Here is a 21,573-nt window from a genome sequence, read left to right on the forward strand (position 1 = left end):
GGGAGAGACGCCTGTGCAGAGCGATGATCGGGGCCTGCATGAGACGGGCCTGACCCTACCCCGCGCCCTGTTGTTCGACTGGCACGGCACGCTGGTGGATACCCATGACGCTATGTTCAGCGCCATGGAGGAGATGCTGCCGCAGTTGGAGGATCTCGGGTTGGTGGATCAGCTGTTGCCGGAAGAACAGTGCAACACGCCGGAAGACGCCCGCCTGGTGCGTTACATCCGCATCTTCCGACGCTTGCACCCGCGCATCCTGGCGGAGCGGCGGGTGTCCCGCACCGACATTTTCAACGCGATCTTCGGCGACAACCGCGACGCCAAGTCGATCGCGCACCACGCCTACAACCAGTGCTACCGCCAGTATTTCGGTCAGGTGAAGCCGTTTCAGGAAGGGGTGCAGGCTTACATGGAGGCCTGCCGCAAGCTGGGCATCAAGCTGGTGGTGGCCACCAACCGCAACCGCGAGTTCCTCGATACCGAGCTGGCCACGCTGGAGGAGGGCCGCTGGCGGGACCTGTTCGATGCCACCGTCTGCGCCGACGACGTGGTGCACTACAAGCCTGACCCGGAGATGATCTACAGCGCCGCGCAAAAGCTGGGCATGCCCGTCGGCAAGGACATCTGGTACGTGGGCGACGGCTATACCGATATGGTGACCGCCAACAACGCCGGCGTGACGCCGATTTTCTACAATGGCGCTGCCTGGGAAACCGAGCGTATCGCCGGCTGGTTCCGGCGCCAGGATCGTCCGGCGCGGGTGCTGGAGAGCTTCGAGTCGCTGATGGACGAGCTGGCCGCGTTCCCCGGCGATACCTTCGCCTGTGAGGTGGCCGACGTACGCCCACCCGCTTACCCGCCGCCGCAGCCGCCGGAGCGGCGGGTGGAGCCGGACTGGCACCCGGCCGTCGCCAAGCTGATCCGCCCACAGGTGATCCTGTTCGACTGGCACGCCACGCTGGTGGATACGCTCGACGCCATGTACCACGCGGTGGACGACATGCTGCCGGAGTTTCACGCGCTGGGTCTGATGGGGCGCATGCTGGAGCCGGAAGACAGCAAGACGCCGGAAGACGCCAAGCTGGTGGCCTACGTACGGGAGTTCGCGCGCCTGCATCCCAAGGTACGTGCTGATCGCAAGATCTCCCGCACCGACATTTTCGAGGTGCTGTTCGGTGAGGACCAGGACGCCAAGGACATCGCCCACGCGGCCTTCAATCGCCACTACCGCAATCACTACGGCACGGTGGACGCGTTCGAGCCCAAAGTGAGCGACATGCTGGCCAGTCTCCGCAACCTGGGTATCCGTGTGGGCGTGATCACCAACCGCGATCGCGAGTTCTTCGAACACGAGCTGGCGGCGGTGGAAGGCACTGGCTGGCGGCACCTGTTTGATACCGAGGTCTGCGGCGACGACACGCCGCTGCGCAAGCCGCATCCGGACCAGTTGATCCTGGCGGCGGAGAAGCTGGACTACCCGGTTGGCCCCAGTATCTGGTACGTGGGCGATAGCACCACCGACATCATCGCCGCCAAGCGCGCCGGGGTGACCGGGGTCTTCTTCAACGGCGCCCTGTGGGACCTGCCCTGGCTGCACAGCATTTTTCCCGGCACCCACGGCCATCCCCACAAGCCGGACGTGGTGGTCAATGATTTCTCGGAATTCTGGGCGCTGGTGCTGGCCTGCGAGGTGGGGCCGCCGTGACGGGTGTTGTTCATGGATCCCGGGTCAGGGCCCATTCGATGTCGATGCCCAGCGCCACGGCGCCCAGCAGGTCATCGCTTTGCGGATCATGCAGGGCCCGGGACACGATCACCTGGAAGTGGTTTGAGGACGCGTCATAGCGCACCGGGCCCAGGTAGAGCTGATCACCCGGTTCGACGGCCACCCGACGGAACTTGTCCTCGTCGCCCTGCCAGTAATCGCTGGTGAGCTGGCTCATGGCCACCAGCGCGCCCTGGGCGTCCATCACCAGAATCTCCGACACCAGTCCGTCCTGCTGTTCCTGCCATTGCTGCAGCGCCCGGGACAGGGGCCGCTGCTCAATGTCCCGGGCCAGGTCGCTGGAACCGACCGGCTGGGCGGCGCGCCATTGCTCGTCCAGCTGCAGGATGGCGGCCAGCGTCTGGCCTGAACGCCGGTCATAGGTCGCGCTGATCACGTCCACCTCGGCATGCAGCTGGTTGAAGAGCCGTACGGCCAGGTCCCGGATGCGGCGGGCCTCGTCGGCCTCCAACTGAAAACCAGCGGTGACGCAGTCCTCGAGGTTGGCGTTGAAGCGGGACAGGAAGTTCGGGTTGGCCTGCAGGAAAGCCTGGTTGAAATAGGTGCCCAGCGGTGCAAAGCGTATGAAGCGGCTGGTCAGTCTGGGTAGGGGCGTGCCTTCGGGATGGCGGTCGCGCCAGTCATCCATGATGCGCTGGTCCACCACCAATGCGTCGATGCGGCCGCGGTTGACCAGGGCCACCAGTTGATTCAGTGACGCTACCTGCATGGTCACGTTGTAGCCCCGGTCCTGTATCCAGTGGGCCTCGTTGCTGCCGGCAATGGCACCCAGCCGTGCATCGTCCAGAGCCACATCACCGAGGGCGTAGAGGTACCATTTTTCCAGGGCGAGCGGTGCGGACAGGGTGGCAACGGGGTCCAGGGTGTCGGACGAACTGATACCCAGGTACCCGTCAATCAGGCCTTTTTGGAGGGCGTGAATGGCCCGGCGCTGGGGCACCATGCGGATACTTGGACGCCACCGGGTTTCACCCAGAGCGCAGCGCAGGGCTTCGATGGTGGTGCCATGAACGGTGCCGTCAATGGCGTACTGGTAGGGAGGTGCGGCCGAGGCAAAAAGCTGCAGGGTCTGCTGGGCCAGCGCCGCGGCGGGGCCGAACAGGCAAACGAGTGTGATGGCCAGAACCTGATGCTTCAACCTCATACCCTGTCCCTGGCGTTCGAGCGTCCTCAACAAGGGGGCTGTCAGTAGCGTAGCACTGGTACGTTTGTTCTGCTTTGAAGCGCCTGTTATCAGTTTAGCCGTTCAACGGCTCGCAGCGTGGTCAGAGCCTGTCCAGATGGGCCAGAATCCAGTCCGCCCGTTGCAGGATGGCTTCACGCCGTTCCGGCTTCTGCCGATCCCAGTTGCGGTACATCATGCCCATGCGCGGGTTACTGCGGAACGCCTCGCGGTGCCGGTCGATAAAGTGCCAGTACAGGGCGTTGAAGGGACAGGCGTCGTCTTCGGTGGCGCGGCTCACATTGTAGCGGCAGTCGCTGCAGTGGTTGGACATGCGCTGGATGTACTTGCCGCTGGCAGCGTAGGGCTTGGAGCCCAGGTAGCCGCCGTCGGCGTGCATCACCATGCCCAGGGTGTTGGGCAGTTCCACCCAGTCGTAGGCGTCGGCGTAGACCGCCAGGTACCAGTCGCAGATGTCCTCCGGTTTGACGCCGGCCAGCAGGGCGAAGTTGCCCGTCACCATCAGCCGCTGGATGTGGTGGGCGTAGGCGTTGCGCCGGGTGGCGTCGATGGCCTTGTGCATGCAGCGCATGCCGGTGTCCCCGGTCCAGTAGAACCAGGGCAGGTCGCGGGTGTTGCCGAGTCTGTTTTCAGTGGCGTAGTCGGGCATCAGCAGCCAGTAGATGCCGCGCACGAACTCGCGCCAGCCGATGATCTGACGCACGAACCCTTCCACCGCGTTGAGCGGCGCCTGGCCGCTGTAGTAGTGCTGGACCGCCGCTTCGCACACGCCCAGCGGGTCGAGCAGGCCGCAGTTGATGTAGGGCGAAAGCACCGAATGGAACAGCCAGTCCTCGTCGTCGGCCATGGCGTCCTGGTAATCACCGAAGCAGGGCAGGGCGAAGTCGAGAAAGTGGGCCAGGGCTTCTTCCGCGTCGGCGGCGGTTACCGCGAAGTGGAAATCCTCGGCGCTGCCGAAATGGTCGGCAAACTCGCGCTCCACCAGGTCGATCACCTCGCGGGTGATGGCGTCCGGGGCCACCCGGAACGGCCCCGGTGCGGGTGGCTTGCCGTTCCATTTCTTGCGGTTGTCGGCGTCGAAGTTCCACTGGTCGCCCTCGGGGCCGCCCTCCGGCGTCATCAGCAGGCCGGTCTTCTTGCGCATTTCCCGGTAGAAGAACTCCATGCGCAGCTGCTTGCGGCCCTCCGCCCAGCGGGCGAATTCGTCCTTGGTGGCGATGAAGCGGTCATCGGGGCGGATTTCCACGGGAATTCCCAGTCTCTTATGCCATTGGCAAATATCGTCGTGCAGGCGCCATTCGCCGCACTCGGTGGTGATCAGTTTGTCCGGACGATGGGCTTCCACCTGTTCGGCCACCACGTCGCGCAGCGAGTCGTGTGAACTGTCCGAATCATAGGCGTGGTAATGAATGTCCCAGCCGGCATCCTGCAATTCCCGGGCGAAATGCCGCATGGCGCTGAACAGCAGGATGATCTTCTTCTTGTGGTGATTGGTGTAGCTGGCCTCGTCCCGGACCTCAGCCATGACGATGCGATCCTGCTGCGGGTCGGCATCCTGCAGGGCGCTGATGTCAGGGGTGAGCTGATCGCCCAGGATCAGGATCAGGTGGCGCATGGACATCTCCTTTCGATTCGCCTTTGAGTACGCCCGAAAGGCCTTTCCGGTTCAGGGCTGATCCAGGTCAAGGTGGCGACAATGTGACCCGATACACTGTGCCCAGACTTCGCATTCCGGTACCTCCCATGTCGACGCATCCCCCACTCAAGCTCGTTCCATCGACGCCCGGCACCGCCCGGCCAGCCTGGGACGACCAACTGATCCAGCGCTACGATCTCAGCGGCCCTCGCTATACCTCATACCCGACGGCGGTGGAGTTCAGCGACGCGTTTACAGCGACGGACATGGCGGATGCCGCCCGGGGCAGTGCCGATAACGGCGGCCCGCTGTCGCTTTATGTGCACGTGCCGTTCTGCGCGCGACTTTGTTACTACTGCGCCTGCAACAAGGTGCTGACCCGGCGCCGGGAAGCGGCCGAACCCTACGTGACGCGGCTGCTGAAGGAAGCCCGGATGCAGGCGGACCTGTTCGGGGCCGGGCGCCGGGTCCAGCAGTTGCACTGGGGCGGCGGCACGCCGACGTTCCTGCCGCCCGACCAGATGGGGCGCCTGATGGCGGGACTGCGCGACATCTTCGACCTGGAGCTGGGCGACGGGCGCGATTTCAGCATCGAAATCGACCCGCGCGAGCTGACCGACACCTCGCTGGCGCAACTGCATGCCCTGGGCTTCAATCGCATCAGCCTCGGCGTGCAGGACTTCAACGCACGGGTGCAGAAAGCGGTGAACCGGCTTCAGCCGCGCCGCATGGTGGAGGACATCCTGTGTGAGTCCCGGTCACAGGGCTTTCGCTCGATCAATTTCGACCTGATCTATGGCCTGCCGCACCAGACGCCCGACACCTTTGCCCGCACCGTCGATGAGGTGTTGGCGATGCGTCCGGACCGGCTGTCCATCTTCAGCTACGCGCACCTGCCGCAGCGCTTCTTCTCGCAGACCCGGATTCGCAGTGAAGACCTGCCGTCGCCGGCGGACAAACTGGCGATTCTGCACCAGACCATCGACACCCTGATCGGCGCCGGCTACCAGTACATCGGCATGGATCATTTTGCCCTGCCGGACGATCCGCTGGCCGTGGCCCAGCGCGAGGGCCGCCTGCACCGCAACTTCCAGGGTTACACCACCCACGGGGACTGCGACCTGGTGGCGCTAGGGGTCTCGGCCATCGGCCAGACCACCGACGCCTACTTCCAGAACGCGCACGATCTCGACGCCTGGGAGCAGAGGATCGATGCCGGTGAGTTGGCGACGATCCGGGGTGTGGCGCTGACGAACGACGACCGCATCCGGCGCTGGGTGATCGGCCAACTGATTTGCCAGTTCCGGCTGGACTACGCTGAATTCGAGGCGCGCTGGCAGCGGCCGTTCGGGCTCTGTTTCGTCGAGGCCCTGCACCGGCTGCGGGAGATGGAAGCCGATGGCCTGGTGACCATCGGCGGTGAGTCGTTGGAGGTGAAAGCGCCGGGGCGCCTGCTGATCCGCGCCATCTGCCAGCTGTTCGACGCCTACCGGGTGGAAGACGCGGGGCAGCGGTTTTCGCGGATTATTTAGGTGGCTTAAGGCCCCCCTCTCCCCCGGCCCACTCCCGCCAAGGGAGAGGGGAGCTTCTCAGCTAACTCGGGGTAAAACTCCCTCTCCCCTGGCGGGAGAGGGTTGGGGAAAGGGGGCGGTGTGCCCCCCAAGGATTCAGGCCAATCAAACCGCCTGCGCCTCCAGCTTCACCCGCACCCGGTCCGGCAGTGAGTAGTGGGCAATGCGCTTGAGCACGGTCCAGTACTGCTTGCCGAAGCTCCCGGTGTTGTACTTCAGCCCGTACTTCCTGCAGACCGCTTCCACCCGCGGCGCAATCTCGCGGTAGCGGTGCGCCGGGATGTCCGGGAACACATGGTGCTCGATCTGGTGACTCAGGTGGCCGCTGAGGATGTGCACCCACTTGCCGCCGGTGAAATTGCTGGAACCGGTCAACTGGCGCAGGTACCACTGGCCCCGTGACTCGTTCTCGATGGACGCTTCACTGAAGGTTTCCGCATCTTCCGTGAAGTGGCCGCAGAAGATCACCGTCGACGACCACAGGTTGCGGACCAGGTTGGCGCACACGTTGCCGGCCAGCACGATGGGAAACACCGGGAAGGTCAGCGCCGGGAAGAACACGTAGTCCTTGAACGCCTGGCGCCCGCCCTTGCGGAAGAAGTCCCGCAGGAACGCCTTCTTGTCCGACAGCTTGATTTCGCGGCGGCGGATGCGTTCGCTCTCCAGCTCGTGCAGGCCCACGCCCCACTGGAAGAATACGGTCAGCATCAGGTAGTTGATGAACTGCAGCAGGTGCCAGGGCTTCCACTTCTCGTCATCGCTCAGGCGCAGCACCGCGTAGCCGTAGTCCCGGTCCTTGCCGATCACGTTGGTGTAGGTGTGGTGCTCGTAGTTGTGGGTCTGGCGCCAGGAGTCGCCGGTGCACACGGTGTCCCACTCGTAGGTCTGGGAATGCAGCGACGGATCGTTCATCCAGTCGTACTGGCCATGCATCACGTTGTGGCCGATCTCCATGTTCTCGATGATCTTGGCGACGCCCAGCGACGCTACACCGGCGACGAACACCGGCGGGATAAAGCCGAAGGGCATCAGCACCCGGCCGCCGATTTCCAGCGTGCGGTGCAGGCGGATGATGCGACGGATGTAGCGGGCATCGCGCTCGCCCAGGTCGGCCCGCACCTCATCACGGATGGCGTCCAGGTCCCGGGCCAGGTCGTCCAGTTGGCTTTGGGTCAGTTGCGTTGTCATATCTCGCTCCTTGCCGGCTTTGTGCCGGTCGCTTGATTCGCTGTGAAGGCGTGCCGGTGGCGATCAAAGGTCCACGGTGACCGGACCCTGGGGCACGGAAATGCACAGCTGGATGGTTTCCTCGCCGGGGCCGGAGGCCTTGCCGGTGAGGCGGTTGACGACGGTGCCCTCGGTCTTGCGGCAACTGCACTGGTGGCAGATGCCCATGCGGCAACCGTAGGCCGGGTTCAGCTCGGCGGCTTCGGCGATCTCCAGCAGCGGGGCGTCGCCGTCGGAATCCACGTGAATGTCGCTGCGGGCGAAGGTGACCGCGCCGCCCAGGGGCGTGTCGGCGGCCACCGCGGTCGGCGCGCTGAAGAAGGTGCAGCGGATTTGCTCTTCCTGCACGCCGTAACGCGCCAGCAGCGCGTTGGCCCGATCCATCAGGCCGGGCGGTCCACACAGGTAAGCGTCGCGAGCCGCGAAGCCGGGCACCGCGTCCAGGTGCTGCTCGTTGAGCAGCGCCGCCTCGCCCTGCTCCTCGGTGGCGAACACATGCAGGCTCAGCGCCGGCCAGCGGGCCGCGAGAGCGTAGAGGGTTTCGGCACCGATCACGTCGGCCTGGGTGCGTACGTAGTAGAGCAGGGTAACCGGCGCCCGGTAGTCCCGCTCCGCCAGGCTCACCAGGTGGCTCAGGGCCGGGGTGACGCCACTGCCGCCCATGATGTAGAGCAGCGGTTTCGGTTGCCCGGATGGGGGCAGATCGAACTCGCCGAACGCCTGGCTGATGCCCAGGATCGTGCCGGGGCGCAGGTGGTCGTGCATCCAGTGGGTCACGTGGCCGCCCGGATGGCGCTTGACGGTCAGCGTCAGGGTGCCGTCGGTGCGCCACTGGCTGGGCGCGCTGGAGATGGTGAAGGTGCGGTGCTGGCGCACCCCGTCCACATCCACGATCACGTTGACGTGCTGGCCGGCGCGGAAGCCCTGCCAGCGCGCCGACGGGCGCAGGCGGAAGGTTCGGGTGTCCGCCGTCTCGTCGATCACATCCAGCAGCCTGGCGGGCACGAAACCGCGTACCCACATGGGGTTGAGCACCGCCAGCAGCGGGTCGAAAAACGCGCCCGGATCGTCGCGGTTGAACAGTTGCCGGCCGAGCCAGTGCAGGGCGCCTTGGGATCGGATGGTCGACAGCATCGTGGCTTCCTCCTGAAGGAATCGTTTATCGCTGTGTACAAGTGTTCACAAGTTGTGAACGACTGTACACATGGCGATCTTGAGCTGTCAATTGCCGAATGGATCAAGGGCGGTGCGGCTCTGGGGTGCTTAATGCGTTGTTTTCCCGGGTATTGTCGCCAGGTGTCTGAATCGCCGAAATAATCGGAATCGATGAATGGCCCCAAATGACAGTGCCGGTTTCTGTCGTGGGTGAGAAATGTGTACACTCGTTTTTTCGGGTCGCGGTGGCCCGGCAGTCAGGACACGGCAGGCATGACCCAGAAACCACGACGCAAACCGGGCGAGACCCGCGATAAACTGATGGAGGCGGCCCTCACGCTCGTCGGCAAGGGGCGGCATTTCGCCAGCCTCGGGATTCGCGAAGTGACGCGCCAGGCGGGGGTGGTGCCCACGTCCTTCTACCGCCACTTCCGCAACATGGACGATCTGGGACTGCAGCTGGTGGACCAGCTCGGCCTGGTGCTGCGCCGCATGATGCGCGAGGCCCGGGGCAACGTGCTGCAGGCGGACCGGCTGATCGACGAGTCGGTGGGAATTTTCATCAGCCACGTGGAGGCCAACCGCAGCTTCTTCTTTTTCATGGCCCAGGGGCTGGCGGGGGAGAGCCGCGCCGTGCAGGACGCCATCCGCAGCGAGATGCGTTTCTTCGCCAGCGAATTGGCCAACGATCTGCGTCGCATGCGGCTGGCGGAGCACCTCAGCGACGGCGACCTGGAGATGACCTGCGACCTGGTTGTGCGCACCGTGGCCTTCACCCTGACCGATCTGCTGGGCGTCTCCCCGGACGACGACTATCAGGTGGACCAGATCCGCCAGCGCACCACCCGCTTCCTGCAGCTGATCTTCACCGGCGCTGCCCACTGGCAGAGCCGCGCGCCGGGAGACGCGTCGTGATCCCCTGGCGCCGGTTCCTCGGGACCCTCGTGGCCCTGGGCGGGGTGGGGCTCTGGTTCGTGTTCTTTGCGCCGCAGAGCGGCCCGGAGCTGGATCAGACGCAACGCCTCAACGCGTTTTCCCACCTGCTGGACGGCGTCTCTCATGACTGGTCGATGACGGACCTGCAGCGTCTGCAGCATCCGGCGGTCGCCGATGCCATCGATGATCGCCAGTTGGTCGAGACGGGGCAGTCGCTGGGGCGCTTCGTCGGCTGCGGCCGGCTGGGCCTGGGTGATTTCGCCGACGACGCCCTCGACCAGCTACCCCTGAACCGCCTCGACGCCGCGACCGTCCACCAGGGCAACGGCCTCTGCGCCTTCGAGTATGGGGAGGCGCAGGTGTTGCTGGGGTACGTGATGACGCAGGAGCGGCCGCAGCTGGTTTTGCTGGAGATCAGCGATGTGCGGCTATTTGGAGACACCCGCTGAGGACTTGCGTGTTCGCTTCGTGGCGGGTTTGCGTCGTGACGCCCTTTTGCCTGGCGTGGCGGGGTTGATCGATTGTTCCAGCTCCTCCAGAGCCTCCCCCGTATAGACCGCCAGTTTCTGCATGCTCGGCAGGGTATCCCGGCACCCGGTGAACCCGAAGTTCAGTGATCCCGCGTAGCTCAGGCAGGTGATGTTCAGCGCGCCGCCGTGGGCGATCAGGGATACCGGGTACATGGCTTCCAGCTTGGCGCCTTCGTAGTACAGCGGCTGCTCCGGCCCCGGCACGTTGGAGATGGTGATGTTGAACGCCGGGCGCATGCGGCCGCCCAGGCCGGTCATCAGTTGCAGGATATAGGGCGACATCAGCAGCATGGTGTACTGGTTCAGCACCGCGCGCGGCAGGCTCTGCAGGTGGGCCTTGGCGCTCGCGGTGGAGGCTTTGATGGCGGCGAGTCGGTCGCCGGGGTCGGCCTCGTTCGTGCCCAGGCTGGCGATCATGAAACTGATGGCGGTGCCGGTGCCTTCGTCGTCGGCGGGGCGGATGTTCACCGGGATGCCGGCGGTCAGTGGCTGATCCGGCAGGACGGCCTGCTCCAGCAGGAAGCGTCGCATGGCCGTGCCACACAGGTAGAGCACGATGTCGTTCAGGGAGGCGTCGGCCTGCTTGGCGAGGGTCTTCAGGCGCTCCAGGTCATACTGCTGGGTGGCAAAGCGGCGCTGGCCGGTGACGCGGCCATTGAGCAGGGAGCTGGGGCCCACGAACGGCGGCGTGAGGCGGTCGTCGGAATGCCGGGCGGCGTGCACCAGGCGACCCAGGGCGCCGATCAGTTTCGGCGTACTGTCCACCTGGATTTTCAGGGCTTCCAGCGCTTCGTTGAAGGCCCAGTTCAGCGTCGCGGTGCGGTCGCTGGTCTGGCGTCGGCCGCGCTCGGGGCGTACCGCCCAGGGCACCCGCATGTTGGTGTCATCAGGACTCTTCGACAGCACCCGTTGCATCAGGCGCACGCCACTGATGCCGTCGATCATGGAGTGGTGCATCTTGGTGTAGAGGCCGAACCGGTTGTTCTCCAGCCCCTCGATGATGTGGCACTCCCAAAGCGGCCGCGAGAAATCCAGCGGGTGGGAATGCAGTCGCGACACCAGCACCCCCAGCTCCCTTTCGCCGCCCGGTTTGGGCAGGGCGGAATGGCGCACGTGGTAATCCAGATCGATGTGGCGGTCGGTGATCCAGTAGGGCGCCACCAGCCGGCCCAAGGCGCCGGTGTAGGCGAGCTTCTGGCTCCACGGCGGCGCCACCTCACAGTCGCTTTTCATGCGCGCCACGGTGTCCCGCAGGAAGGTTTCGGGGGCGTTTTCCGGTAACGAGAAGATCTGCAGGGTGCCCACGTGCATGGGGGTGTCGTCGGATTCCACCGCCAGCCAGGCGGCGTCGAGGGTATTCACGCGCTTCATGTTGATCCTTGTTCGTCTGGGGTGCCGCGTGCGGCTGTTTTTGTTGGTATGGCGGGAGTATAGCGGGCGTGGCCGGCCGGTGCAGCGAGTGGGATCAAATTTGGTTTCGGTAGGCCGGGGAAGGTGAAAAGGGCAAAAAAAAGCCCGGTGACTGCGGGCCGACGGTCAGGGTGGGGACGGTCGGTGCAGCTCCGGGCAGCAGGTTGGAGACGCAACTGGGCGAGCCGTGCGGGGCTCGCCCCCGGGCGTCGCATCGGCGCCCGGCGACATCGGAGGACGGGGGTCCCGATGTCGAATTAAGTTCACCCTAACGCGCTCAATCCATGTCCGCACGTTAAAATCCGTTAAGTGACAGCATCTTAAGATTCATGTCACCTCCGGGTACGGATATGGCCGGTGAGCCCTGGGCGGTCTACTCCTCCATGGCCGCTTTGTAGAGGGACTTGCGCGGCTTGGCGAATACCCGGCGCACCATCGGCGCGAAATAGCTCAACGGTAAGGTTTCCGCTTCCGGATCGAAGGCCGGTGAGTCGTACTTGCTGACGAACTCGAGCGTGCGCTTGTAATGCGGGTGATCGAGGAAGTTGTCGCGCAGGTTGCGGTCCATCCCCAGGTGATGGAAGAAGTAGTAGCCCTGGAAAATCGCATGGTGCTTGACCATCCAGTGGTTTGCTTCGCTGACAAAGGGTTCCAGCAGCACCGCAGCCACATCAGCGTGGTTGTATGTGCCCAGCGTGTCGCCGATGTCGTGCAGCAGGGCGCAGACCACGTATTCCTCGTCCTTGCCGTCGTGGTGGGCGAGGGTAGCGGTCTGCAGACAGTGGGTCATGCGATCCACCTGGAAGCCGCCGAAGTCGCCTTCCAGCAGTGTCAGGTGATTCATGATCCGGTCCGGCAGGGATTGTGCGAAATCGCCGAAGGACGCGGCGATGGTGTGCCAGTCCTCGGCGGTGCCGTCCTTCATGTGGGTGAACTGCGCGCGGGCGTCGGTTGTTGTGCTCATGGGGCTCTCCTGGCTCAGTCGCGGTAGCTGGGATCGATGCGGTCGAGCTTGCGCAGTAGCCCGGGCCAGGCCAGCTGTCCGCCCATGCCCCTGGTCACTTGCGCGGCCTGCTGTTTGATGGTGTCGACGATGCCGCCGGGGATGGGCGTCAGCTCGCGGTTGCCGGCCAGGGCGCCGATCTGGATCTCGCAGGCCCGCTGCAGGATAAACATGCCCAGGAACGCGTCGGCGATGGAGCTGCCCACGGTGAGCAGACCGTGGTTGCGCAGGATCATGAAGCTGGCTGCGCCCAGGTCCGCCTGCAGCCGCGCCTTCTCATCCTCGCGCAGGGCCACGCCTTCATAGTCGTGATAGGCCAGGCTGGCGAGGGGGAACAGGCTCTGCTGGGACAGCGGCAGCAGGCCGTCCGTCTGTGCGGAGACGGCCACGCCGGCGGAGGTGTGGGTGTGCATGACGCAGGCGGCGTCCTCGCGTACGGCGTGGATGGCGCTGTGGATGGTGAAACCGGCAGGGTTGATGTCGTGATCGTCGGGATCGAGCTTGTTGGCCTCCTGGTCCACCCGGACCAGGCTGGAGGCGGTGATTTCCTCGAACATCAGGCCGTAGGGGTTAATCAGGAAGTGGTGCTCGTCTCCGGGAATGCGGGCGGAAATGTGGGTGAAAATCAGGTCGTCCCAGCCGTACAGGGCAACCAGCCGGTAGGCGGCGGCCAGGTCGACGCGCAGCTGCCATTCCTCGGCGCTGACCTTGTCCTGCTTGGATTGGAATGCCAGTGATGCGGACATAATGGACCTCTCTCGTTGTTGGACTTGTTCTGAGTCTGTCCTGCGAGTGTAGGTCGTTGCCGGCGGCCAATTCTGTCAATCGGTTTACATTCGGCGGCACCGGGTTGCGGTGTTTTCAGTCCATCTCAGGCGTGAGCTTGGTTTACACTGGGCGGATGACCGATATCCGCCACGCCATCCGCCAGTGCCCGATTTTCTCCGGCTTCCCCGACCACGCCATCGAGGAGGCGGCCCGTCATGCCCGGGTCCGTTCGTTCCGAACGGACGAGCAGATCTACGAAAAAGGCTCCCTGCAGTCGGGCCTCTGCGTGATCGCCGAAGGCAGCGTGCGCATCTGTTCGGTCAACGCCGAGGGCCGTGAAGCGGTGTTGATGATCTTCGATCACGGCAGCTGGTTCGGCGACACCGTGTTTTCCCCCAACACGCCCCGGGTTTACGGTGCGCGCGCCCACGAGTCGGCGGTGATTGTGGATCTGGACGGCGAGCGTTTTCACGATCTGATGCGGCGTTACCCGCAAAGCTACCCAGTGGTGCTCGACCTGCTCAGCCAGCGTCTGTGGGCCACCATGTCGCTGATCGAGGACGACGCCCTGCGCGGAATGCCCGCCCGCGTCGGTCGGCGGTTGCTGTTCCTGGCGCAGATGCACGATGGCAACCGCATCCGCTCCGATGCGGTCAGTTTCCGCCTGACCCGGGAACACCTGGCCAGCATGATGGGCATGACCCGCCAGGGGGTGCACAAGGTGCTCAAGGACTTTGCCGGCGAGGGACTGATCGAGTTCCGCTATGGGCGGGTCACCGTGACCAACCCCCTGGCTCTGGAGCGTTATCTGACCGGCCTGGGATGAGGGTTCCGGGCTGTAACCAAGCGAAACAGCCTGCCGCTTTCATTCGCAATGCAAAACAGTGAAGATTTGACACTGACAAAAACGACCAGATGGATTGGCCATTTCGCTCATGGTGGAGCTCGTTCGGCCGGCCGTTTTCTGTCGACCCCAAAAGGTCGTCAACGACCGCTAATAACATCATCCTTCGCGGATAGAGGACTCTTCGCAATGCACCAACCATCCGGTTCCGGCACGTCCGGATCCATCTCCGGCCGCCTGCTGCTGGCGCTGTCGGGGCTGCTGTTGACCCTGTTCATCGCTTCCGCCGCCCACGCGGAAGGCCCCTTCCGGATCTTTACCGAGAACTACCCGCCCTATAACGCCTCCACCACCGGCCAGAGCTTCGCCCACAACGAAGATGACATCACCGGTATCTGCACCGATATGGTCAAGGCCATGATGGCCAACACCGATATCGACTATGAAATGAAGATGCGCGACTGGAGCTTCGCCTATAAGTGGGTCCAGGAGCACGCCAACCACGGTCTGTTCTGCACCGCCCGCACCGACGAGCGTGAGGACGACTTCCAGTGGGTGGGCCCGCTCGCCTCGATTCGCTGGACGCTGTTCGCCGCACCGGATTCCGACATCGAGCTGGATTCGCTGGACGACGCCCGACAGTACCGAATTGCTGGCTACAAGGGCGACGTCATGTCCGATTACCTGATCGAGCAGGGCATGGATGTGCTGACCTCGCGCAACAGCAACCAGAATCCCCAGCGTCTGGCGCTGGGGCAGGTCGACCTGTGGGTCACCGACGGGTTGGTGGGGCCGTTGATCGCCGAGGAACAGGCAGACATTACCGGACTGCGGCCGGTTCTGGTGTTCCGTGAGACCCCCATGTACCTGGCGGTCAGCAACCAGACCGACCCGGCCGTAGTGGCTGAACTGCAGGCGGCGCTCGACAAAGCCCGCGATGATGGCACCATCGATGCCATCGAGAAGCGCTACCGGTAATGCTCCTGGCGGGCGCTTCAGGCGTCCGCCGAGATGGGGGGCAGTCGAGACGGGGTCAATCGAGATAGTACTCAACCGTCGATACGACGCGGACGACCTTTGCCGGCTGCTGCTCCTCGGTAATGCCGGGCGCCTGGTCCCGGGGCAGGATCTGGAACACGCCCTGATTGGCGCGACGCAGGTCGCCCAGTTCGGTCCCGGCGTCCCGGGCGAACTGCTGGGCGGCTTCCCGCGCCGAGGCGGTGGCTTCGGCGATCATCGCCGGTTTGATGGTGTTGAGATCGTTGAACAGGTAGGTGGGGCCGGCGGGCCCGTAATCGCTGGAGAGCACCACGCCCGAATCCACCAGGTCGCTCACCGCCTGGCCGGCCTGGCGCACCTTGTCGATGTCGGTTGTGCGCACCATCAACGTCTGGTTGATGATGAAGCGTTTGCCGCTGCTGTTGTTCTGGTAGGGGTTGGCCTGGGTGTCGGTGACGTCCAGCCGCTGCAGTTCCACGGCTTCGGCATCGATGGCCTGGAGCTTGAGGAAGGCGACGATGGTCTCGCGGCTCTGGCGGGCCTGTTGCTGGGCATCGGCAAGGGTGTCGCCGGTGGCGATGAAGCGGATCGGCCAGAGCGCCAGGTCGGCTTCGACTTCCTTCTCAGCCACGCCCTTGACCGTGACAAAACGGTCGCCGGTGTGCATTTCCCGCAGGCCGTCGGCCCCGATGGCCGCGGCAATGATCAGCGCCACGCCGATCACGATACTGGATGTCAGCTTCAACTGGATGGCTCCCTGTAGCGTAGCCGGTTAGCCCGGCTGTCAGGCTAACCAACTGAGTGGCAGCCGTTTTTTCGACTCCTTGCGGCGACGCCGGGGTGGAGTCGCAAGGCCTAGACTGCTATAACCGTCTGGAGCATGCAATTGAATCCGGTCATGCGTGTGCGGTCCCTCCAGGGTACCGTTAACCGGCTGCGTCAGAGGGGAGTTGTCCAGCGCATGTCTGTCGAACCAGAACGAAGCAGAATCCTGATCGTCGATGACGACCCGGATACCATCCAACTGCTCAGCAGCATTCTCAGCGACCAGGCGGAGATCCTGTTTGCCACCTCCGGTAGCGAAGGCGTGACCCTGGCGGAAAAGCACCAGCCCGATGTGATCCTGCTGGACCAGCAGATGCCGGGACAGAGCGGTTACGACACCTGCCAGATCCTGACTGGCAACCCGCTTACCCGGGACTGCCCGATTGTTTTCGTCACCGCCCAGAATCATGCCGGTGACGAGGTCAAGGCGTTCGAACTGGGTGCCCGGGACTTCATCAGCAAACCTTTCAAGCCTGTTGTCGTCAGCGCCCGGGTGCGCAACCAGCTTGTGCTTAAACGGCAGGCCGATGCCCTGCGCATGATGCTCAACCACGACGGCCTGACCGGCGTTTTCAACCGCCGTTACTTCGACCAGCAGTTCGACACCGAGATTCGCCGACACCAGCGACAGGGGCTATCCTTGGGACTGGCGCTTATCGATGTCGACCACTTCAAGCTCTTCAATGACCACTATGGCCATTTGGCCGGCGATGACTGCCTGCATTCGGTGGCCCAGGCCCTGGAGCGGGCCGTCCGGCGCCCGGGTGAATTCGCCGCGCGCTACGGCGGCGAGGAATTCGCGTTGGTGCTGCCGCATCTGCCGGCTGGCGACATGGCCATTGTCGGAGAGCGGATCTGTAACGCGGTGCGCGGTTTGAAGGTGCCGCACTCGAAATCGGGGGCGGCCGATCACGTGACCGTCAGCGTCGGACTGGTCGCCGGCGTGCCGCCGGACATCCAGACCCGGGACTACATCCGGGCGGGCGACGAAGCGCTATACGAGGCAAAGGGGGCCGGTCGCAACGGCTACCGGATCCGCGAGTTGTAAGAGCTTTAGATCGATAGAAGAAACGGTCCGTACGGAAACATGCCGCAGAAACGGAGTTCATGGATGTTGAGCAGTCTGTTGACAGGCCAAGAGGAGATCCGGTCCCGCCCCGCGCGCTGGCTGCTTGGCATGGCCCTGACGGCCGTCTACGTGCTGGTGGCCTATCTGAGCCTCAAACTGGCGTTCCAGAACACCAACGTCTCGCCTATCTGGCCGCCTACAGGGATTGCCGTGGCGGCGTTGCTGCTGGGCGGTATGCGCCTGTGGCCGGCCATCGCCGCCGGCGCATTTATCGCCAACCTGATCAGCTTTCCAACCCTCGAAAGTGCCCCCCAGCTGACAATCATCACGTCGTTGACTATCGCTGCCGGCAATACCCTGGAAGCCCTCTTCGCGGCTTACGTGATCCGACGTCTGGCCGGAGGCGGCGTGTCGTTCGACCGGCTCCTGCACGTGTTCCGTTTTATCATGATCGCCGCTGCGGCCTGCCTGATCAGCGCGGTGGTAGGCGTGACCTCGCTGTTCATGGCGGGGTTCCTGTCCGGCCCGTCGTTCCTGGAGGCTCTGGGCACCTGGTGGCTGGGCGATACCGTGGGGCTGCTGGTGCTGGTACCGCTGGCGGTATCCCTGTTCCGGACCCAGGATGCCGAGAGCGGCCCTTTCGCCTGGAACGCCGGCATTGGTCTGGTACTGGCGTGCAGCGCGATCAGCCTGATGGTCTTCTGGCCGGTTCCCGGAGGCAGCGAGTTCCAGGCGCTGGCGGCGTTTCTCTACATTCCCTGTCTGGGCGTGGCGGCCTACTACTTCGGCCTGCGTGGCGTCTCGTTGTTGACGCTCGCCATTGGGGCTCTCGCCGTGGCCGGGACGTTGAATGGATTGGGTCCGTTTCACTTCCGCACGCCGCACGCCTCACTGGTGGCCCTCGACGGATTTATGCTGCTGTGGACCATCACCGGCATGCTGCTGTCGTCGGATCTGGCCGAGCGGGGCCACAGCCGCAATCGTCGGGTTCGGGATTTTCTGCAACCCTGGATTGCCCTGATGGTGGCCCTGGCCCTGACCATCTTTGCCTGGCGATCGATTACCGACAGCGTTGAAGAAGACGCTTCGGCCCGGTTCGCGAGCCTGACCGCCGACATTGAGGCGCGTATTCTGGAGCGCCTACGCGATTGTCAGCAGGTGCTGCGGGGAGCGGCCGGCCTGTTCTACGGCTCGGAGTCGGTGACCGCCGACGACTGGCGTCGCTATGTCCGTGAGCTGCGCCTGACGGAAAGCTATCCTGGCATCCAGGGCGTCGGGTTTGCCCGCTACGTGAACGGTCCACAGGCGCTGCAGCGGTTCGAGGAACGACTGCGCCGACAGGGATTTGAGCAGTTCCGGGTGCATCCGGAAGGGCCTCGCCAGGTTTACGTGCCGGTCACCTTCCTGGAACCGATGGATTGGCGCAACCAGCGCGCCCACGGCTACGACATGTTTTCCGAGGACAACCGGCGCTGGGCCCTGGTGCGGGCCCGGGACAGCGGCGAGGTCAGCGTGTCGCGCCGGATCACCCTGGTGCAGGAAACCGACGTCGGCGTGCAGGCCGGTTTCCTTATGTATGCGCCCATCTACCATGGGTTTCGAGTTCCCGGCTCCCAGGAGGCGCGGCGCCAGAGCATCATCGGCTATACCTATAGCCCCTTCCGCATGAACGATCTCGTCGAGGGCATCCTGCGCGACGACTTTCCCACCGTTGCGGTGGAAGTCTTCGACGGTACCCAGATCGACTCCGCGCACCTGATGTATCGGGACGCCCGGCTGGATGAGGCCGTCTCCGGCAACGGCGAGCGGACCAGCCTGGACACCCTTCCGGCGGGCAACCGGCAATGGACCCTGCGGGTGACCACGCTACCGGCGTTCCTCAAGGCGACGGATTACGGAAAGGGGCACATCGTGCTGGCCGGCGGCATCCTGATCAGCCTGCTGCTGTTTTCGTTCATACGAACCCTGGCACTGACCCGCGCCCGCGCACTGAGCCTGTCCCGGGAAATGAACGAGGCGTTCCGGGAATCCGAAAGCAAGTTTGCCTCCCTGGCGGAAAGCGCCAACGCCGGCATCTTCATTGTTAACGAACGCGGCATCGTACAGTCCTGGAACCGGGCCGCTACGATCATCTTTGGTTTATCCGAACAGCAGGTGGTGGGGCGTCACTGTCTGCGACTGGTCCCACCTGCCGAGCGGCCCCGGCTGTTGATGCAAATAGGCGGGCTGCTGGAGCGTGACGACGCCGAGCTGGCCGGCGAGCAACTGGAACTGGCTTGCCTGCGCAGCGACGGCGAGACCTTCCCGGCGGAGATTTCCGTGGGGCAGTGGCGGACGCCGGCGGAAGCCTATTTCGGGGTCGTCCTGCGGGACATTACCGAGTACCGGCTGGCCCAGCGCCGCCTGGAGGACGCCCGAACGGTGGCTGAGGCGGCGAGCCGCGCCAAGACCGAATTCGTCGCCAACATGAGTCACGAAATCCGCACCCCCATGAACGCCATGCTGGGAATGGCCCAGATCCTGGCCAAGACCCGCCTCAGTGCGGATCAGCAGCGTTACGTCAACATGATCCACAGCGCCGGGCGGTCGCTGCTGGCGATCCTTAACGACATACTGGATTTTTCCAAGATCGAAGCCGGTCGCATGGAAATCACGCACGAAGCCTTCAATGTCGAGGAGATGGCCGCCAGTCTGGCTTCCATCATGACGCTGGATGCAGCCGGCAAGCGGCTGGAGCTGGCCATCGGTATCGAACCGGATGTACCTCGCGAGGTGTTGGGCGACGAGCTGCGCGTGCGCCAGGTGTTGATCAACCTGCTGTCCAACGCGATCAAGTTCACCGAGCAGGGGGAAGTGTCCCTGTTGGTGCAGGTGCTGGAGCGGACGGACCGGCAGGCCCGGGTCGAGTTCGTGGTGCGGGACACCGGGATTGGTATGTCGGAATCCCAGTTGGAGCGGTTGTTCCAGGCCTTCACCCAGGCCGACTCGTCGATGACGCGGCGCTTTGGCGGCACCGGCCTGGGGCTCACCATCACTCGCAAGCTGGTCTACCTGATGGGCGGCGACATCCGGGTCAGCAGTGAGCAGGGCAAAGGCAGCGAGTTTGTGGTGGAGTTGCCGCTGGAACTCGCGCGATCCGGGCAGGCCCCCACCTTGCCCCGGGGCCTGGGAGACCTGAAAGTGTTGATCGTTGACGACAACGACACCTCGCGGGAATACCTGGACAAGACCCTGCGTGGCTGGAAATGGAACGTGGATACGCTGGACCAGCCGCGCTCCCTGGCCGAGCAGCTGGAGAGCGGTGTGGACAACCTGTCGCAGTACGACGTCTTCCTGCTGGACTGGCAGATGCCGGCGATGAGCGGCCTGGAGCTGGCCCGCGTGATACGGCGCATTCCCACCTACAACAACGCCATCATCCTGCTGATGGTCAATGCGTTTGCCGAGGAATCGCTCAGCGCCTCCAGTGAAGCTGAGTTGGTGGACGCGGTGATACTCAAGCCGATCACCGGCTCCCACCTGTACGACCGGTTGCATGAAGTCATCGCCGCTCGCGCCGGCCAGGATGGCCTGCTGCCACCTATGGACGATGCCCTGCAGGGGCGCCTGGAGGGCGTCCGGATCCTGCTGGTGGAAGACAATCCTCTCAACCAGACCGTGGCGGCGGGCTTTCTGGAGTACGCCGGCGCGCGTGTCGCCGTTGCTGCCAACGGCCAGCTCGCGCTGGACCATTTGCGCCACGAGGCCGCCCATTACGACCTGGTTCTGATGGACGTGCAGATGCCGGTCATGGACGGCATTGCCGCCACCCGCGAGATTCGTGGCCAGCTTGGCTTGACCTTGCCGATTGTGGCCATGTCCGCTGGGGTGCTGGAGTCGGAGCAGGCGGTCTGCCGCGAGGCGGGCATGGACGGCTTCATTGGCAAGCCGGTGGATGAGGCGGAACTGATCCGGGTGGTCGGCGAGCATCTGGGGCTGGATTCGCCCCGCGAGGCGCCGCCAGAAGCTGCCAGGGAGGATGAAGCGACGGACGAAGACGCCGCCGTGGATTTCTCCAGCCTGGACGCGCTGATCGCCGCCAATCCTGCCGGTGCCCAGGCCTTGTGTGGGGTGGTCGGTGCCGTAGTGGAGCGGGGGGCAGCGCCCCTTAGTGAAGCTCATACCCTGTGGCAACAGCAAGCCAATGACGATGCCGCCCGAATCCTGCACACCTTGCGAGGCTCTATCGGTACGTTGGGGGCCACTGTGTTCCCGGGGCTGGCTATGGCTCTGGAGCAGAACCTGCGTTCGGCACCGGAAGACGTGACATCGTCCCAATGGGATGAGCTGGCGCAGGAACACGCCCGGGTGGTAGTGGCTGCCGAACATTGGCTGGCCCGTCACAGCGGCCCTGGACAGCCGCAGGACCATACCGCGCCACTGGATCGGGCTGTGCTCGATGAATTGCTGAGGCTGCTGGAAGAGAAAAACCTGCGAGCCCAGGCGCTGTTTATGGAACATCGCGCGGCACTGGCCGATATGATGGCGCCGTCGTCCATGGCCGAAGCGGAAGCCGCCATGAAACGACTGGATTTCGAATGGGTCAAATCGGTACTGGAAGAGATCCGGAGCCCTGAATAGCCTGGCTC

16 protein-coding genes are annotated in these 21,573 nt (G+C 64.3%); 8 read left to right on the plus strand and 8 right to left on the minus strand.

What is annotated here, in order from left to right:
• The first annotated feature begins 13 nt into the window (after positions 1-13).
• The gene (locus DKK67_RS03820) at positions 14-1,708 is read left to right on the plus strand and encodes an HAD family hydrolase (protein ID WP_228160505.1); all 1,695 of its coding nucleotides are present in this window, start codon (positions 14-16) and stop codon (positions 1,706-1,708) included.
• 10 nt (positions 1,709-1,718) lie between these two features.
• On the opposite strand, the gene DKK67_RS03825 is transcribed toward DKK67_RS03820, so the two are convergent.
• A complete protein-coding gene (locus DKK67_RS03825) occupies positions 1,719-2,933 on the minus strand; it encodes a transporter substrate-binding domain-containing protein (RefSeq protein WP_111494550.1) in 1,215 nt (404 codons plus the stop codon).
• A 121-nt stretch (positions 2,934-3,054) separates the two neighbouring features.
• Complete coding sequence (locus tag DKK67_RS03830) at positions 3,055-4,587, minus strand: cryptochrome/photolyase family protein (RefSeq protein WP_111494552.1); 1,533 nt, start codon at positions 4,585-4,587, stop codon at positions 3,055-3,057.
• A gap of 128 nt (positions 4,588-4,715) precedes the next feature.
• Here DKK67_RS03830 and hemN point away from each other — a divergent pair, with 128 nt between their 5' ends.
• Positions 4,716-6,140 carry an oxygen-independent coproporphyrinogen III oxidase gene (hemN, locus tag DKK67_RS03835; RefSeq protein WP_111494554.1) on the plus strand — a complete coding sequence of 475 codons (1,425 nt, stop codon included), beginning with the start codon at positions 4,716-4,718 and terminating at the stop codon, positions 6,138-6,140.
• Positions 6,141-6,284: 144 nt separating this feature from the next.
• Here the strand turns inward: hemN and DKK67_RS03840 are convergent, their stop codons facing one another.
• Positions 6,285-7,367, minus strand: coding sequence for a fatty acid desaturase family protein (locus DKK67_RS03840; protein WP_111494556.1), 1,083 nt, complete (start codon positions 7,365-7,367; stop codon positions 6,285-6,287).
• Positions 7,368-7,430: 63 nt separating this feature from the next.
• Entirely contained in the window at positions 7,431-8,540 is a 1,110-nt protein-coding gene (locus tag DKK67_RS03845) for a ferredoxin reductase (RefSeq protein WP_111494558.1), read from the minus strand.
• Positions 8,541-8,834: 294 nt separating this feature from the next.
• Here DKK67_RS03845 and DKK67_RS03850 point away from each other — a divergent pair, with 294 nt between their 5' ends.
• Complete coding sequence (locus DKK67_RS03850; protein WP_111494560.1) at positions 8,835-9,476, plus strand: TetR family transcriptional regulator; 642 nt, start codon at positions 8,835-8,837, stop codon at positions 9,474-9,476.
• A complete protein-coding gene (locus tag DKK67_RS03855) occupies positions 9,473-9,946 on the plus strand; it encodes a hypothetical protein (protein ID WP_111494562.1) in 474 nt (157 codons plus the stop codon). Before DKK67_RS03850 ends, DKK67_RS03855 begins: the two co-directional genes overlap by 4 nt.
• Here DKK67_RS03855 and DKK67_RS03860 read toward each other — a convergent pair.
• The 3 genes from DKK67_RS03860 to DKK67_RS03870 all read right to left on the minus strand — a co-directional run bounded on the left by DKK67_RS03860 (position 9,926) and on the right by DKK67_RS03870 (position 13,186).
• Positions 9,926-11,398: a WS/DGAT/MGAT family O-acyltransferase gene (locus DKK67_RS03860; RefSeq protein ID WP_111494564.1), complete on the minus strand. Its 1,473-nt coding sequence runs from the start codon at positions 11,396-11,398 to the stop codon at positions 9,926-9,928. The genes DKK67_RS03855 and DKK67_RS03860 overlap by 21 nt on opposite strands.
• 412 nt (positions 11,399-11,810) lie before the next feature.
• The gene (locus tag DKK67_RS03865; protein WP_111494566.1) at positions 11,811-12,401 is read right to left on the minus strand and encodes an HD domain-containing protein; all 591 of its coding nucleotides are present in this window, start codon (positions 12,399-12,401) and stop codon (positions 11,811-11,813) included.
• A 14-nt stretch (positions 12,402-12,415) separates the two neighbouring features.
• Positions 12,416-13,186, minus strand: coding sequence for a class II aldolase/adducin family protein (locus tag DKK67_RS03870; protein WP_111494568.1), 771 nt, complete (start codon positions 13,184-13,186; stop codon positions 12,416-12,418).
• Positions 13,187-13,341: 155 nt separating this feature from the next.
• On the opposite strand from DKK67_RS03870, the gene DKK67_RS03875 reads away from it, so the two are divergent.
• Positions 13,342-14,034, plus strand: a complete 693-nt coding sequence (locus DKK67_RS03875; protein WP_111494570.1) for a Crp/Fnr family transcriptional regulator — start codon at positions 13,342-13,344, stop codon at positions 14,032-14,034.
• A gap of 207 nt (positions 14,035-14,241) precedes the next feature.
• The gene (locus DKK67_RS03880) at positions 14,242-15,030 is read left to right on the plus strand and encodes a substrate-binding periplasmic protein (protein ID WP_111494572.1); all 789 of its coding nucleotides are present in this window, start codon (positions 14,242-14,244) and stop codon (positions 15,028-15,030) included.
• Between the two features lie 55 nt (positions 15,031-15,085).
• Here DKK67_RS03880 and DKK67_RS03885 read toward each other — a convergent pair whose 3' ends face one another.
• Complete coding sequence (locus DKK67_RS03885; protein WP_111494574.1) at positions 15,086-15,796, minus strand: SIMPL domain-containing protein; 711 nt, start codon at positions 15,794-15,796, stop codon at positions 15,086-15,088.
• Between the two features lie 216 nt (positions 15,797-16,012).
• Between DKK67_RS03885 and DKK67_RS03890 the strand changes: the two genes are divergently transcribed.
• Together DKK67_RS03890 and DKK67_RS03895 are read left to right on the plus strand one after the other, a co-directional pair.
• Positions 16,013-16,924 carry a diguanylate cyclase domain-containing protein gene (locus DKK67_RS03890; RefSeq protein WP_111494576.1) on the plus strand — a complete coding sequence of 304 codons (912 nt, stop codon included), beginning with the start codon at positions 16,013-16,015 and terminating at the stop codon, positions 16,922-16,924.
• A 129-nt stretch (positions 16,925-17,053) separates the two neighbouring features.
• Positions 17,054-21,565: a CHASE domain-containing protein gene (locus DKK67_RS03895; protein WP_162628732.1), complete on the plus strand. Its 4,512-nt coding sequence runs from the start codon at positions 17,054-17,056 to the stop codon at positions 21,563-21,565.
• The last annotated feature ends 8 nt before the right edge of the window (positions 21,566-21,573 follow it).

This window comes from Marinobacter bohaiensis, assembly GCF_003258515.1.
Classification (GTDB): Bacteria; Pseudomonadota; Gammaproteobacteria; order Pseudomonadales; family Oleiphilaceae; genus Marinobacter_A; species Marinobacter_A bohaiensis.

Bases quoted from the DNA above. Each gene is read 5' to 3' on its own strand.
- DKK67_RS03830 (WP_111494552.1), bottom strand. From the start codon at position 4,587: ATGCGCCACCTGATCCTGATCCTGGGCGATCAGCTCACCCCTGACATC.
- DKK67_RS03890 (WP_111494576.1), top strand. From the start codon at position 16,013: ATGTCTGTCGAACCAGAACGAAGCAGAATCCTGATCGTCGATGACGAC.
- DKK67_RS03860 (WP_111494564.1), bottom strand. From the start codon at position 11,398: ATGAAGCGCGTGAATACCCTCGACGCCGCCTGGCTGGCGGTGGAATCC.
- DKK67_RS03865 (WP_111494566.1), bottom strand. From the start codon at position 12,401: ATGAGCACAACAACCGACGCCCGCGCGCAGTTCACCCACATGAAGGAC.
- DKK67_RS03840 (WP_111494556.1), bottom strand. From the start codon at position 7,367: ATGACAACGCAACTGACCCAAAGCCAACTGGACGACCTGGCCCGGGAC.
- hemN (WP_111494554.1), top strand. From the start codon at position 4,716: ATGTCGACGCATCCCCCACTCAAGCTCGTTCCATCGACGCCCGGCACC.
- DKK67_RS03870 (WP_111494568.1), bottom strand. From the start codon at position 13,186: ATGTCCGCATCACTGGCATTCCAATCCAAGCAGGACAAGGTCAGCGCC.
- DKK67_RS03825 (WP_111494550.1), bottom strand. From the start codon at position 2,933: ATGAGGTTGAAGCATCAGGTTCTGGCCATCACACTCGTTTGCCTGTTC.
- DKK67_RS03850 (WP_111494560.1), top strand. From the start codon at position 8,835: ATGACCCAGAAACCACGACGCAAACCGGGCGAGACCCGCGATAAACTG.
- DKK67_RS03895 (WP_162628732.1), top strand. From the start codon at position 17,054: ATGGCCCTGACGGCCGTCTACGTGCTGGTGGCCTATCTGAGCCTCAAA.
- DKK67_RS03845 (WP_111494558.1), bottom strand. From the start codon at position 8,540: ATGCTGTCGACCATCCGATCCCAAGGCGCCCTGCACTGGCTCGGCCGG.
- DKK67_RS03875 (WP_111494570.1), top strand. From the start codon at position 13,342: ATGACCGATATCCGCCACGCCATCCGCCAGTGCCCGATTTTCTCCGGC.
- DKK67_RS03880 (WP_111494572.1), top strand. From the start codon at position 14,242: ATGCACCAACCATCCGGTTCCGGCACGTCCGGATCCATCTCCGGCCGC.